This is a genomic window from Nocardioides sp., from assembly GCF_044226765.1.
Lineage (GTDB): Bacteria > Actinomycetota > Actinomycetes > Propionibacteriales > Nocardioidaceae > Nocardioides.
In genome coordinates, this window is the sequence record NZ_JBGAGJ010000001.1 from 694,277 (window position 1) to 708,519 (window position 14,243).

The 14,243-nt window shown below is 67.2% G+C and carries 11 protein-coding genes; 9 read left to right on the forward strand and 2 right to left on the reverse strand.

The window, feature by feature from the left end; genetic code table 11:
• Positions 1 to 177 precede the first annotated feature (177 nt).
• From ACILRH_RS03345 to ACILRH_RS03370, 6 genes are all read left to right on the forward strand, one after another.
• Positions 178 to 1,032 (forward strand): 3-keto-5-aminohexanoate cleavage protein, encoded by an 855-nt coding sequence (locus tag ACILRH_RS03345; protein ID WP_395690750.1) that lies wholly within the window; start codon positions 178 to 180, stop codon positions 1,030 to 1,032.
• A 97-nt stretch (positions 1,033 to 1,129) separates the two neighbouring features.
• Entirely contained in the window at positions 1,130 to 1,525 is a 396-nt protein-coding gene (locus ACILRH_RS03350) for a hypothetical protein (RefSeq protein ID WP_395690752.1), read from the forward strand.
• A 74-nt stretch (positions 1,526 to 1,599) separates the two neighbouring features.
• Complete coding sequence (locus tag ACILRH_RS03355; protein WP_395690754.1) at positions 1,600 to 3,375, forward strand: DUF4012 domain-containing protein; 1,776 nt, start codon at positions 1,600 to 1,602, stop codon at positions 3,373 to 3,375.
• Between the two features lie 85 nt (positions 3,376 to 3,460).
• On the forward strand, positions 3,461 to 5,641 hold the full coding sequence (locus ACILRH_RS03360; protein WP_395690756.1) for a polysaccharide biosynthesis protein: 2,181 nt from the start codon (positions 3,461 to 3,463) through the stop codon (positions 5,639 to 5,641).
• Positions 5,642 to 5,745: 104 nt separating this feature from the next.
• Positions 5,746 to 6,138: a hypothetical protein gene (locus ACILRH_RS03365; RefSeq protein ID WP_395690758.1), complete on the forward strand. Its 393-nt coding sequence runs from the start codon at positions 5,746 to 5,748 to the stop codon at positions 6,136 to 6,138.
• A 132-nt stretch (positions 6,139 to 6,270) separates the two neighbouring features.
• Positions 6,271 to 8,019, forward strand: coding sequence for a DUF4012 domain-containing protein (locus tag ACILRH_RS03370; RefSeq protein ID WP_395690760.1), 1,749 nt, complete (start codon positions 6,271 to 6,273; stop codon positions 8,017 to 8,019).
• Here ACILRH_RS03370 and ACILRH_RS03375 read toward each other — a convergent pair.
• On the reverse strand, positions 8,003 to 9,442 hold the full coding sequence (locus ACILRH_RS03375) for a polysaccharide biosynthesis tyrosine autokinase (protein WP_395690762.1): 1,440 nt from the start codon (positions 9,440 to 9,442) through the stop codon (positions 8,003 to 8,005). The two genes, ACILRH_RS03370 and ACILRH_RS03375, sit on opposite strands and share 17 nt — an antisense overlap.
• Positions 9,443 to 9,749: 307 nt before the next feature.
• On the opposite strand from ACILRH_RS03375, the gene ACILRH_RS03380 reads away from it, so the two are divergent.
• Genes ACILRH_RS03380 through ACILRH_RS03390 form a run of 3 tightly spaced genes read left to right on the forward strand, consistent with a single transcriptional unit; the run spans position 9,750 to position 13,086 of the window.
• Positions 9,750 to 10,535 carry a 6-hydroxymethylpterin diphosphokinase MptE-like protein gene (locus tag ACILRH_RS03380; protein WP_395690763.1) on the forward strand — a complete coding sequence of 262 codons (786 nt, stop codon included), beginning with the start codon at positions 9,750 to 9,752 and terminating at the stop codon, positions 10,533 to 10,535.
• On the forward strand, positions 10,535 to 11,830 hold the full coding sequence (locus ACILRH_RS03385) for an O-antigen ligase family protein (protein WP_395690764.1): 1,296 nt from the start codon (positions 10,535 to 10,537) through the stop codon (positions 11,828 to 11,830). The genes ACILRH_RS03380 and ACILRH_RS03385 overlap by 1 nt, the downstream gene beginning before the upstream one ends.
• A gap of 26 nt (positions 11,831 to 11,856) precedes the next feature.
• Positions 11,857 to 13,086, forward strand: coding sequence for a lipopolysaccharide biosynthesis protein (locus ACILRH_RS03390; RefSeq protein WP_395690765.1), 1,230 nt, complete (start codon positions 11,857 to 11,859; stop codon positions 13,084 to 13,086).
• Positions 13,087 to 13,097: 11 nt separating this feature from the next.
• On the opposite strand, the gene ACILRH_RS03395 is transcribed toward ACILRH_RS03390, so the two are convergent.
• The gene (locus ACILRH_RS03395; protein WP_395690768.1) at positions 13,098 to 14,168 is read right to left on the reverse strand and encodes a glycosyltransferase; all 1,071 of its coding nucleotides are present in this window, start codon (positions 14,166 to 14,168) and stop codon (positions 13,098 to 13,100) included.
• Between the last annotated feature and the right edge of the window lie 75 nt (positions 14,169 to 14,243).

Consider the following 14,243-nt stretch of genomic DNA (forward strand, 5'->3'; position numbering starts at 1 on the left):
GAGCGCCCATCTCGTTGGTCGAGTAGCGAGCGCAGCGAGCGTATCGAGACCCGCACTGTGGTTGAGGTGCGACGAGCGCAGCGAGAGCCGCACGGTGGTTGAGGTGCGACGAGAGCAGCGAGGAGCCTCGAAACCACCCCCGTACGCCGAGCCGACCCCCTCTGGCACGATGCCCACGTGCCGACGACGTCACCCGACAAGATCCTCATCACCGTCGCGCCCACGGGCGCCGAGACCACCAAGGCGGACTGTCCGCAGCTCCCGACCACCCTCGAGGAGCTGGTCCAGGCGGCCCAGGAGTGCGAGGCCGCGGGCGCGGCGATGATCCACGTCCACATCCGCGACGCCGACCACCAGCCGACCCTGGACCAGACCAGGCTGCACGACACCGTGCAGGCGCTGCGCGAGTCCACCGACCTGGTCGTCCAGCTCTCCACAGGCGGCTCGGTCCACGACCCGCTGGAGCACCGGCTCAAGGTCCTCGACGCCCAGCCCGACTCCTGCAGCCTGACGATGGGCACCACCAACTTCGGGGACGACGTCTTCTCCAACCCCTGGCCCTTCGTCTGCGAGCTCTACCAGCTCAGCCAGGAGCGCCAGGTCGTCCCGGAGTTCGAGCTCTTCGACCTCGGCCAGGTGCACGCGCTGCGCCGCCTCCTCGACACCTACGGCCTGCCGTACGGCGGCAGCGTGCACTGTGACTTCGTGATGGGCGTCCCCGGAGGCATGCCGGGCACCGCGCCGGCACTCGTCGCCGGCGTCGCGATGCTCCCGCCCGAGGTCACCAGCTGGTCGGCGACCGGGATCGGCCGCAGCACCCTGCCGGTCATGCTCGCTGCACTCTCGATGGGCGGCCATCTGCGGGTGGGGATGGAGGACGTTCTCACGCTGGCCAAGGGGGTCCCGGTCGAGCGCAACGCCCAGCTCGTGGAGCGCGCCGTGCGGGCCGCCGACGTGGCCCGGCGGAGCCCGATGACACCCGCCGAGGCTGGTGGTCTGCTCGGGCTCGGTCTTTCTCGTAGTGAGAAGTGACGCTCAGAGGGCTGATCGTCTATGGTGAGAGTTCCTTCTCGGGAACTGAACCTGATCGTGGATGGGGACCCGAGACATGAAGCGTCTTATTGTCGGCATGATCGCAGGCCTGCTGATGTTCGCAGGACTGGCCGCCGTATCGGCTGAGTCGGCGAACGCCGTGTGCCCCTACACCGGGTGCGTCAAGACGGCGACCCAGGTGCGCGTGACCAATGCGCCGGTCAAGCAGGGCCAGAAGGCGCGGGTCTGCGTCCGTGTCATCACCGCAGGCAACGGCACGCCGACCGGTCGCGTCAGCATCGCCGTGACGCGCACCAACGGCGGCTACAAGTACTTCGACAGCAAGAACTACCGCGGCGGCCAGACGTGCTTCAAGACCAGCAGCATCCAGAAGCGCGGCCGCTACATCGTCCTGGCGAAGTACCAGCCGGGGGCTCGGACCATCTTCGGTGCGTCGAACAACTCGACCGCCTTCCGCGTGAAGCGCCGCTGACCAGCTAGATCTCGTGTGGTGGGTCCGTCGCAGAAGCGGCGGAGCCACCGCTGTCTCCCGACAGGATCTCCACCGTGGCTCTGAGTAGTAGCCATAGCCGGAATCGGAGCCGCAAGCGTCGCCGTCGAACGGTACTGGCGGCCTGCGGCGTCGCGGTCGGTCTTGCCCTCTGCTACACCGCATGGCTGACGTGGCAGGTGCAGGGCGAGCTTCGTGGCGCGGAAGCGAGCGCCACGAAGCTCAAGGCGGCGTGGCGCAGCGGCGACGTCCACGCGCAGGAGCAGGCCGCTGCTCAGCTGACGGATGACGCTGCCGCGGCTCAGGCCCACACCTCGGGGCCGTGGTGGCACGCACTCGGCCACCTTCCGTTCGTCGGTGACGATGTCGAGGGGATAGCGGCGCTGAGCTCATCGCTGCATGTGATCGCCCACGACGCCGTCATCCCGTTGAACAACACCGTCGACTCCCTCGATGGTCTCGTGACGGACGGTCGAGTCGACCTCGACACGGTTGCGTCACTCCAGCAGCCTGTCGAAGACGCGTACGGGGCTCTTGTGATCGCCGACGACCAGCTGGCTGGTCACGACAGCAGCGGCTACGTCACCCCACTCCGCACGAGGTTCGACCGCTACGTCGAGCTCGTGCATGGACTGCGGACCGGGCTAGACGGGGCGTCGAAGGCGGTCTCGGTACTGCCGACGATGGCCGGGGCCGACGGTCCGACGAACTATCTGCTGATCTTCCAGAACAACGCGGAGATCCGGGCCACCGGAGGGATGCCAGGGTCGTGGGCCCTGCTTCACGCTGACGACGGCAAGATCGAGATGAAGCAGCAGGGGTCGGTCAAGGACTTCCCGCTGGCCGATTCGCCCGTGCTGCCACTCAGCAACGAGGAGACGGCGGTCTACGGTCAAGAGCTCGGGCTCTACTTCCAGGACCCGGGCTGGACCTTCGACTTCCCTCGTGCGGCGGAGCTGTGGCGCGCCCACTGGGACCGGCAGTTCCCTAGCACATCGATCGATGGTGTCGTCGCGATCGATCCGGTCGCGATGTCGTACCTGCTGGAAGGAACAGGGCCTGTCCGAGTCGGTGACGTGACACTGACCAGTGCCAACGCCGTCGAGGAGTTGCTGAACAGGCCGTACATCGAAGCCGGTCCAGCCGCCCAGAACGCCTTCTTCGAGGAGGCGGCGAAGGCGATCTTCGACAAGGTGACTGGCTCGTTGCAGTCACCGGTCCGGTTCGTCCAGGGGCTGAACCGTTCGGCAGAGGAAGGCCGGCTGCTGGTCAGCTCGTTCGACGATGAGGTGTCGGCGTCGCTCGTCGGGACCGGGGTCGAGGGTGCGATGCCGCGCGACGACGGCCGGACGCCCTACGTCGACGTCGGCCTCAACGACCTCACCGGGTCGAAGATGTCCTACTACCTCCGATACAGGGGAGACGTCACCTCCGACAGGTGCGAGCGCGACGTCCAGCACCTGACGGGCACCCTGACCATGAGGCAGCTGATCTCGCCGGCGGAGGCCGCACGGCTGCCGACCTCAGTGACCGGAGGCGGCAACTTCGGCACCCAGCCAGGCGACCAGTACGTCATGGTCCGCATCTACGGCCCGTACGACGGCACCATCGAGCGGGTTCGGCTCAACGGCAAGACACTGCCCGGGGCCGTCTCCCAGCCGCTGAACGGACGTCCGGTCGTCAGTATCGACGTGCTGGTGACCTCACGCGATGAGCTCACACTCACGTGGAGCGGCACCAGCGGACCGGGGCAGACGGGTGACGGACAGCTGCGGATGACACCCAGCGTCGTCCCGGGATCCGGTCGACAGACCTTCGCGTCCTCCTGCTGACTGGGACAGTTCGATCCCAGTGGACAGGTTCACCTTTGTCGAGCGCCGCGGGCGCTGTCGACCCTAGACTCGGTCGCGGTCTCGGGTGCCTCGCGACGACAGGGGAGACGTGACACACACACTGGCCTCGCCGGGGTCGGTCGTGCTGGTGACCGGTGGCACCGGCTCTTTCGGATCGACCGTGGTCAAACGGCTCCTTGCCGCGGACGTGGACGAGGTGCGGGTCTTCAGCCGCGACGAGCTGAAGCAGGACGACATGCGGCGGGCGATCGACGACCCGCGGCTGCGGTTCTACCTCGGCGACGTCCGTGACGTCGACAGCGTCGGCCGGGCGACTCGCGGAGTCACCGCGACGTTCCACGCCGCCGCGCTCAAGCAGGTGCCGAGCTGCGAGTTCTTCCCGATCGAGGCCGTCAAGACGAACGTCCTCGGCAGCGCCAACGTGATCGAGGCCTGCAACGCCAACGGCGTCGAGTCGCTGGTGTGTCTGGGCACCGACAAGGCGGCCTATCCGGTCAACGCCATGGGGATCTCCAAGGCGATGATGGAGAAGGTCGTGCAGGCGTTCGCCCGCAACAACCCCACCGCGGCAACGACGGTGTCGAGCGTCCGGTACGGCAATGTGATGATGTCGCGAGGCTCCGTGATCCCCCTCTTCGTCGAGCAGGTGCTCGCTGGGCGGCCGATGACGGTGACCGACCCGCACATGACACTGGTCATCGCAGCCTGGGGTCGGGCGACCTGGCGGATGCTCCAGGACCGCGACGCCCGGCCCAGCACCGGCGACCACACGATGCCGACCCTGGTCGTCGGCGCGGGAGAAGCTGCCCGCGAGCTGGTGGCATCGATGTTGCGTGACCCGGCCAGCCACTACCGTCCGGTCGGGTTGCTCGATGACGACCCCCACAAGAGGCACCTGCGGATCCGTGGGGTTCCCGTCCTGGGCCGGACTGGGGACCTGGAACGCGTCGTCGAGAACACCGGGGCCGCTGTCGTCGTCATCGCCATCCCGAGCGCGAGCGCCGAGACGATCAAGCGCATCCGGCTCGCGGCGTTGGTGGCCAACGTGCCGGTCAAGGTGCTCCCAGCGACGACCCAGCTGCTCCACGACAACGTGGGGATCCGCGACCTGCGCGACGTCACCATCACCGATGTGCTCGGGCGCAAGCAGCTGGACACCGATGTCGCCGCGATCGCCGGCTACCTGACGGGTCGTCGTGTCCTCGTGACGGGAGCGGGCGGCTCGATCGGTTCCGAGCTGTGTCGGCAGATCCAGCAGTACCAGCCGTCGGAGCTGATGATGCTCGACCGTGACGAGTCAGCGCTGCACGCTGTGCAGCTCTCTCTCCATGGTCGTGCACTCCTCGACTCCAGTGAGGTCATCCTGTGCGACATCCGGGACGGGGAGATGGTCCGTTCGACCCTCTTGGAGCGAGCCCCCGAGGTCGTCTTCCACGCCGCCGCCCTCAAGCACCTGCCCATGCTGGAGCAGTATCCGTTCGAGGCGATCAAGACCAACGTGATGGGCACGCGTGTCTTGCTCGATGCCGCCGAGCGGGCTGGCGTCGACCGTTTCGTCAACATCTCGACCGACAAGGCCGCCGATCCCACCAGCGTGCTGGGCTGGACGAAGCGGATTGCGGAGCGGATGACCGCCGACCGTGCTCTGGTGTCCTCGGGGACCTACCTCTCGGTGCGGTTCGGGAACGTCCTCGGGAGCCGAGGGTCGGTCCTGGCGTCGTTCGCCAGCCAGATCGCCGCCGGCGGTCCCATCACCATCACGGATCCGGAGGTGACGCGCTTCTTCATGACGATCGAGGAGGCGTGTCAGCTGGTCATCCAAGCGGCGGCCATCGGCGCGCCTGGTGAGGTGCTCGTCCTCGACATGGGCGAACCCGTCAAGATCGTTGACGTCGCCCGGCAGCTCATCCAGCAGTCGGGGACGCCGGTGTCGATCGAGTTCACCGGGCTCCGGCCAGGTGAGAAGCTGCACGAGGATCTCTTCGGAGCCGATGAGCAACGCGACGTGAGACCTCGACACCACCTCGTGTCCCATCTTCCGGTACCTCCGTTGCCAGACCGCGATGTCCTGGCCCTGCCTGGAGCTGGAACCGCCGATGACGCACGCGCTGCGCTGGCGGCGCTTTGCGCCTGCAGGTCGTCGTCGAAAGTCGCGCCGGTGTCGATCCTGTGCGACCCGCCGGGCACCGCGACCACCGGGGCAGAGCTCGGTTTCCACGAGGTGACAGACCAGGTCCCATGGTGAAATCGCCATGACGTGAGTCCATGTCTCGACATCGAAGTGTGCACGAGTGGATTGATGTGGTTAAGTAGGTGCTTCAGACCTACGAACGCCCTCGGGGAGGCATCGTGAAGAAGTTCATCATCGGGCTCGTCGCTACCGTCATGGTGGCAGTCGGACTCGTCGCCACGTCCGAGGTGACGGCATCGGCAGCGCCTTACCCGGGCACGGTCGCGACCAGCACCAGCGCTGTCGGCCTCGGCCCGTTCCGGCACAAGGCCAAGGTGTTCGTGCGGGTCATCTCGAACAGCGGCAAGCCTCACGGACGACTCAACTTCACCTTCGTCAACAAGAAGAGTGGCAAGGTGAAGTCCTTCAGCCGACAGTACGGCGGCGGTGGCCACACCTACACATTCAGCCCGTTGAAGAAGGGCAAGTACGGCGTGCTCGTGACGTTCATGCCGCGCAACGGCTCGAAGTGGAAGCCGAGCACGGGCAAGACTCACGTCAAGGTGCGCTGAGCGGGATTCCCCGCAGCACCGGACGATCAGTGGGTGCCTGTCAGGCGACAGGCACCCACTGTCGTCTTCTCGGTGCAGGGTCGCGCTCGCCCGCAACTCGGTCCGTCTGCCGATCGCCCGTAAGGTTCGAGCATGCAAGTGAGTCGCCGATCGCGCCTCGTCGGGGTCGTCGTGCTCGCGTTGGTCGTCCTTGCCGGTGCCTGGATTGGCTGGCAGGTCTGGTCGGTCAGCCGTGACGTGAGCGCCGCTGCCGACGACGCAACCGCCCTGCGTGCGGCGGTGCTGGCGCAGGACGCGGCCTCACAGCAGGCGGAGCTCCGGCATCTGCGCGAGCACAGTGCCGCGGCTGCCGGTCGTACCGACGGGTTGACCTGGAAGGTCCTCGAGCACCTGCCGTACTTCGGCGACGACGCCCGCGGCGCGGCCGTGGCATCGTCCGTGGTCGCCGACCTGGCCCAGGACGGCATCGCGCCGTTGCTCGACGTCACCCAGCAGATGGATGCTCTGGTGCCCCGAGACGCCACTGTGTCGGTCTCGGCAGCATCAGCGTTACGAGCCCCGGTCGAGTCGGGTGATGCTGCCTTCGCGTCGGCTGAGCGTCGGCTGTCGAGTCAGGATCCGGGGTCGTTCACAGGGCGGCTGCGAGACAAGTACCGGGAGCTCGAGAGTGAGGTTCGGGACGCGCACGACGTTCTCGCCGGGGCCTCCACCGCGATGGACCTCATGCCCAGCATGCTGGGTGGTGACGGCCCGCGTCACTACCTACTCGTATTCCAGAACAACGCAGAGATCAGGTCCACGGGCGGGCTGCCGGGTGCCGTGTCCCTGGTGTCGGCAAACGACGGCAAGGTCGAGATGACCCGCCAGGTCGCCGCCAGCTCTTTTGGCGAGCGCTCCAGCCCGGTGCTCGCGCTCACGCCGGCGGAGCGCCAGATCTACGGGGAGCAGCTCGGTACTTACTTTCCGGACGCCAACTTCACGCCGGACTTCGGACGTTCGGCGGCGCTCATGCAGGCGCGCTGGGAGGAGCGGTACGGCGGCACCGTCGACGGCGTGGTCTCGCTGGACCCCGTCGCGCTGTCGTACCTCCTCGGGGCCACCGGACCGGTCACCGTCGGCGACACCGAGCTGACCGCCGACAACGCCGTCGAGCTGCTCCTGCACCAGGTCTACCTCGAACACCCCGATCCGGCCGCGCAGGATGCCTACTTCCGACAGGTCGCGCGTGCCGTGTTTGACGCGGTGTCGCGGGGCACGGACAGTCCCGTGGCCTTGGCGCAGGCGCTCGGGCGTGCGGCCCGTGAGCACCGCATCTACGTGCACTCGTTCCACCCCGACGAGCAGCGACTCATCGACGAGACATCGGTCGCCGGGGCCCTGACCGACGCCGGGTCACGGGGGCCGCAAGTCGGGGTGTACCTGAACGACGCGACCGGCTCGAAGATGTCCTACTACCTGCGTTACGGCGCTCGCCTCGACGCGAACTACTGCACCGACGAGGTCCAAGCCCTGAGCGGATCGATGCGGCTCTCGTCGACCGCGCCCCCGAACGCTGCGCGGCTACCCCGCTACGTTACCGGCGGCGGCGCCTACGGGACGGAGCCCGGCAACCAGCTGGTGCTGGTTCGCCTGTATGGCCCGGTCGGGGGCTCGATCTCCGACGTGCAGCTCAGGGGAAGGCCCATGGAAGGGATCACCGTGGTGCCTCAAGATGGCAGGCCTGTGGCAACTGTGCCCGTCGAGCTGAGTCCCGGAGACACTGTGGACCTCACCTGGCAGATGCAGTCGGGCGCCGGCCAAGTCGGCGACGCACAACTCACGGTCACGCCCGGAATCTCTCCCGGGCTCTCGTCGTGGTCCTCGGTCAGTGCTTGCGCCTGAGCCGTGACCTCCGTCGTCCGCTCTTCTCCTCGGTGACCTTGGTCGGGGCATAGCCGTAGCCGTAGCCGTAGCCGTAGCCGTAGCCATACCCGTAGCCATAGCCCAGGCTGCGCCGCTTGCTCGGCACCATGTTGAGCACGATGCCGACCGGCTCGGTGTCGACCGACCGGAGCCGTTCGACGGCCTGGGTCAACTGGTCACGGGTGGTCTTTCCGTAGCGGGCCACGAGAAGGGCGCCGTCCGACTGCGTTGCGATGAGTGCCGCGTCGGTGACGGGAAGAAGGGGAGGAGCGTCGATGACAACCATGTCGTACTCCGAGCGCAAGTGCTTGATCAGGTCAGACATTGCATTCGACTGCAGCAGTTCTGCGGGGTTCGGCGGGATCGCACCGCTGGCCATCAGGTCGAGGTCGCTGTCGGGGTGGCGCTGGATCGCATCCTGCGCTGTCACCCGGCCGAGGAGGACGGTTGTGACACCCACCGCGTTGTCTAAACCGAGCGCCGACGTGGCCTTCGGTCGGCGGAGGTCGCATTCCAGCAGCAGGGTTCGGTGGCCCGCCTGAGACAGGGTCAGTGCAAGGTTCAGGGACGTGCTGGTCTTGCCCTCCTCTGGGAGAGCGGACGTCACGACGAACACCTTGGCGTTGCTGTCGACGTCGACGAACTGGAGGTTGGTGCGCAGCACCCGAAAGGCCTCGACCCGGGGTGCGTGCGACTCCAGCGCAGTGACGAGCGGTCGCTGCCTTGCCCCTGCGTCGAACGGGATCCCCCCTAGCACCGGCGCGCTGGTGGCGGCAGCCAGATCGTCGGCGGACTTGACCGACGTGTCGAGCAACTCCCTCAGGAGCGCGAGCCCGTATCCGAGGAGCGCGCCGAGCAGGAGGCCGATCGTAAGATTGAGTACCGGCTTGGGCGACACCGGGTCCTGCGGAAGGGTGGCGGAGTCCACGATGGTCGCCTTGATAGGCGAGGTCGACTCGCCTGTCGGCGTCTCCAGCTGTCGAACCATATCTACCAAACCCTCGGCGTACGCTTGCGTGAGCGCCTGCGCCTGGGCGGGGTCAGGGTCGGTGACGGAGATCTCGAGGTTGACCGTCTCAGGCACCACCGATGCAGTCACCATGGTGCTCAGCTCGCTGGGGGGGATGTCGAGGTCGAGCCGCTTGGCGACGGACGCAGCCAACTCCCGGCTCTTGACGAGGTCTGCGTAGGAGGTCACCCGCTGGGCGGAAAACAGCCCGCCCTGATTGAGGTCGGCGGCCGAGTCCGAGGCCCGGGTCGTCACAAACAGCCGGGCAGTCGACTGGTACTGGGGCGTGACGGTGAAGGTGTACAGCGCCGTCGCGCCGACGACCAGGGCTGTCACGGCGAGGATGAATACCCAACGCCGTCGGAGCACCCGCAGGTAGTCACGAAGTTCCACTCGACTTTCCCCTCTGGTCGGTCCGAACAGTTTAGTCGGGGCGGCACCGTACGCGTATTCGGCGCAAGCGGCCCGCCGACGGGGAGAGGCATGGCGGGCAGTCGTGGCGCACTACCAGTGACCGGCCCCGAGTCGACCTGTCGCCGCGAGCCTACGCGACGGGGGACCGGACCGGTCGGCGGGATTCACCGGCACCCGGCGACTGCGTGAGACGGGTAGGCGGGCGGTACGCTGTCGGTCTTGGGAGACGTGTCCAGGCATGGGCCGTCGCTACTCGTACCGGGGGACTGTGGTGCTGAACGAAAGGGTGCGAGTCGCCCTCAGCAGTAGGCCGGCGGTCCACGAGCGGCTGACGCAGGTCCTCGACTGGTCCAACGGCCGCTACTACCGCCGGGCCGATCGCGAGCTCCACTTCTCCGAGCGCATCGCGCAACTGCGGTCCAGCAGGGCCGGCGAGCAGTGCTTCGTCGTCGGCAACGGGCCCAGCGTCCGGGTCGAGGACCTCGAGGCGCTCCGGGGGCGGGCCACCTTCGGCTGCAACCGCATCTTCGAGATCTACGACCGCACCGAGTGGCGTCCGGAGTTCTACATCGCGCAGGACGTCTACGACGCTCGACTCCCGGTGCACGCCACCGAGGACCGCGACTCCACCCGGTTCGTGGGCGCCTACTTCCGCCGTCGCTGGGGCTTGACCGGCCACGAGCCGCTCTGCTTCAACGGCAAGAAGTCAGTCAGGAACCGGGGCTTCTCGGACGACTGCGCGGCCTGGGTCGGCGAGTTCGGCACCGTGACGTTCACCGCCCTCCAGTTCGCCGCCTACCTGGGGTTCAAGCAGGTGGTGCTGATCGGGATCGACCACTCGTACGCCCGGACCCTCCAGGCCGGCGGCGAGATCGCGACCGAGAGCGAGCGGAAGGACCACTTCTACTCGGCGCCGAACAGGCCCGACTCGCTGGCGAACATCACGCTCATGGAGGATGCCTACCGCACCGCCAAGGAGGGTTGCGACCGCGTCGGCTGCGAGGTCGTCGACGCCACCCGGGGAGGGCACCTGCAGGTCTTCCCGAAGGTCGACCTCGACGAGCTCCTCTGATGTCCACCCTCTCGAGCGTCCGCCCTCCCCAGCTCGACGCGCTCGCCCATGGTCGTTGGACGGAGGAGTCCCGCTCGTCCGACGACGTGCCGGGCAGGTCGAGTCGTTCGACCATCACGTTCGGCGTGCTGATCCTGGCACTCTGCAAGCCGGACAGCCTCACCTACCTAGGCCTGGGGTGGCTCGACACGCTCCTCGTCACCCTCGACGTCCTACTGCTCGTCGTCATGCTCGCCCAGCTCGCACGTGGAGCGTTCCGGGCGTCGCGGGTGACGAAGGCGATCGCCTTCCTCTTCACGGTGCTCGCGTTCTCGACGGTGATCCACGCGGGTGACCTTTTCCTGCTCGCGAAGATGGCTGGACCCGCCGTCGCCGCCTGCCTGCTCACCGACTACGCGGTGGCGCGCAACCCGCTCAACTTCCTGCGCGGCGCGGCCGGGGGACTGCTCCTCGCTTTCACCGCGAACCTCTTCACGATCTTCTTGTACTACCCGGAGGGGATGTACTCCACGAGCTGGGTCGTGGGCGACACCTACCTGATGGGTTTCGACAACGCGATGATCTACAACCTGTTGCCCCTGTGCGTCTACGCGCTGCTGTGGAGCCTCATCAACCGGGGCCGGCTGATCTCGGCGGTCTCGGTCGCGGCGGTCCTGGTGTCGACCGTCTCGGTCTTCTACGTCCAGGCGCTCTCGGGGATGGCGCAGATCATCGTCATGCTGCTGGTCCTCTTCTTCGGCGCCATCGGCTGGATCCGTCCCGGTCTGCGCGTGATCATGCTCGTGATGTGGTGCTTCCTCGGCACGCTCATCGTGCTCGCCGACCGCATCAGCTTCATCCCCTCCGAGCTGTTCGCCCGCTACGGCAAGGATGCGACGCTGACCGGCAGGACGGTGCTGTGGCACGACGCCATCGAAGCTTTCATCAGCTCCCCGCTGACGGGCGTCGGAGTGGGCAAGAACCTGATCGGCCGGGACTGGCACATCTACCCTCACCCGCACAGCCTGATTGCTGACACGCTCTACACCATGGGGCTGTTGGGAGCCATCGCCTTCGTCCTCATCATCGTCAATGTGGCGCGGTCCTTGGGCGGTCCACAGCAGTCGACCAAGGCAGCTGCGGTCATCTTCGCCGGCGTGTTCGCCCTGCTGGTGGGCGATCTCGTCAACTCGGTCCAGTTCAAGGCCCTGTTCTGGGCGACCTTCGCGCTCGCTCCACACGCCTATCGCCTGTCGCAGCTCGCGTTGCGACCGCGGGATGAAGCGACGGACGTCACCAGCATGACGGTGCGGTGATCGATCGACTGAGAGACAGCCGGGGGGTGGCTGTCTCCCTCAGGTTGGCCACCATCGGAGCCCGATTCGTCGCCATCTACATCTTCGCGCGATACCTCAGCGTCCACGCATTCGGGCAGTACGGCCTGCTTGCGGCGACCATCGCGTTCTGCGTCTACGCGGTCGGCTTCGACTTCTACTCGTACTCGACCCGCCAGATCATCGTGAGCGACCGCGAACGGTGGCCGATGTTCTTGAAGTCGCACGCCAACTTCTCCCTGCTGACCTACGGGGTCGTCCTTCCCGTCGTGTCCGTGATGTTCCTCGTCGGGTGGTTGCCGATCCAGCTGTACGTCTGGTTCCTCCTGCTCCTGCCGCTCGAGCACAGCTGCCTGGAGGCAGATCGAGTCCTGGTCGCCATGGGTCACCAGCAGGCGGCCTCGCTGGCTGCGTTCATCCGTCAGGGGCTGTTGCTCCTCGCCCTGGCGCCGCTCCTCTGGCTCGATCCCGGCTCGCGGTCGTTGGCGACCGTGCTGCTGGCCTGGATCGCCTTCGATGCTGCCAGCCTGGTCTTCTCGGTCGCCGTGATCCGTCGCGTGTCGACATGGGGCAGCGCTCGCGTCACGGTGGACTGGTCCTGGGTCCGGTCAGGAGTCCGGACCAGCAGCGTCTTCCTGATCGGCACGTTGTGCCTCCGCGCGCTGTTCACCGCGGACCGTCAGCTGGTCAGCCTGTGGAGCAGTGCCGGGGTCCTCGGCGCCTACACGCTCTTCATGTCACTGGCAGCGGGGATCAGCAGTGTGATCGCCTCCGGCATCCATCAGTTCCTGTATCCCAGCCTGGTCGCCTCCGCTAGCCGGCATGACCGGCCGGCCTTCTACCGCGGCCTCTGGGCACTCACCTGGCAGACCCTGGCGACCCTGATCGTCCTGTCCGCCGGACTGGCCGTGGCGAGCCATCAGGTGCTACTGGCGATCGGCAAGGATGAGTACCTCGCGTTGGCCTGGATGCTTCCCTGGGTGCTCGTCGCGGTCGGTCTGTTCAACATCAGCCTGATCCCGCACTACGGCATGTACGCCCTGCACCTGGACCGTCACATCATGACGGTGACGGCGGTCTCCACCGCTGCCTTCTTCGTCAGCGCCTTCGCCCTGTCCGAGCTAGGTGCGGTCACCGCGGTGCTGTCGGGCATCTCGATCGGCTGTTCCATCCTGCTGGTGGGCAAGTCGCTCATCCTCTACCGCAACCTTCACCTGCTGGATGCGCCGCAGGCCTGAGGCGGCGCGACCTACCCGGCCCCGTTGCGCCTGACCAGTCCTTCGTAGTACTCGCTCAGTCGCTCGGCTGCTCCCACGATGCCGAATCCCTTCGCGTCCAGCTGGGCGATGGCGTCCTCGGTTCGCGAGCCCTGCCGATAGCTCAGCACCTGCTCTGCCCATGCCCCCGGCCCGGCCGACAACGGCAGACGCCTGGCGGTGGGCAGGAGAAGCGCCTCGGCAGTCACCGTGTCGGAGTAGACGAACGGCAGACCGGCGGCCTGCGCCTCGACGCCGGTGCCAGGAACGCCTTCGTAGAGCGACGGCAGCACGAACACGTCGAATGCCTGGTACAACGCGGGTGCGTCCGAACGATGACCGAGGAACCGCACGGCGCCGTCGACCCCTAGACGGGCGGCGGCGCGCTCCACCTCGTCGTGCAACTCCCCCTCGCCCGCGAGAACGAGCACGGCGCTGGGCTCGCGCGCGTGGACCTCCTTGAAGCAGTCCAGCAGGAAGAGGTGGTTCTTCTGCGCCACGAACCGGCCGAGGTGGCCGACGACGAACCGGTCCTCGAGGTCCAGCTCCTGACGCATGCGCGTGCGGACCACCGCGTCGTACTCGAAGGCACTCAGGTCGCGGGCGACTGGGAGGTAGAACACCTCGCGGTGCTGCGTAGTGTCCTTGCCGAAGAGCCAGTCGCCTGCGTACAACGAGCTGGTGGCGAGGTCCGTCGCCCATCGCTTCGCGAAGGGGCGCAACGAGTACTTCATGAGGTTCTTGCCCCACTCCCCGGTGCCGGCCATCGTGTGCGCGTGGGCGATGCGGACGGGCACCCCCGCGCGCTCTGCGGCGGACAGCGAGAACGGGACCAGCGTGGTGGTGTGGGCATGGACGATGTCGAGCCGCAGCTGCGAGAACTGTTCCACCAGTGCCCGCCGGTGGGCGATCGGGTGCTGGTACGGGGGAACGACGACGAGCTCGGCGCCCGCGTCCGCCAGCGCCTCGCGCGGGAAGTAGCCGGAATCCGAGTCGAGCACGAAGTGGAACTGCACGCGGGCCGGATCGGTGTGCTGAGCGAGCCCCAGGGTCAGGGTCTCCACGCCATACCCGTGCCACTTGCCCACGACCACTCCGACGCGGACTGGGTCTGGTCGGTCAGTCAACTGCTCAGCTCT

Coding starts and splice junctions, on each gene's coding strand:
- ACILRH_RS03350 (WP_395690752.1), top strand. CDS start 1,130: ATGATCGCAGGCCTGCTGATGTTCGCAGGACTGGCCGCCGTATCGGCT.
- ACILRH_RS03370 (WP_395690760.1), top strand. CDS start 6,271: ATGCAAGTGAGTCGCCGATCGCGCCTCGTCGGGGTCGTCGTGCTCGCG.
- ACILRH_RS03385 (WP_395690764.1), top strand. CDS start 10,535: ATGTCCACCCTCTCGAGCGTCCGCCCTCCCCAGCTCGACGCGCTCGCC.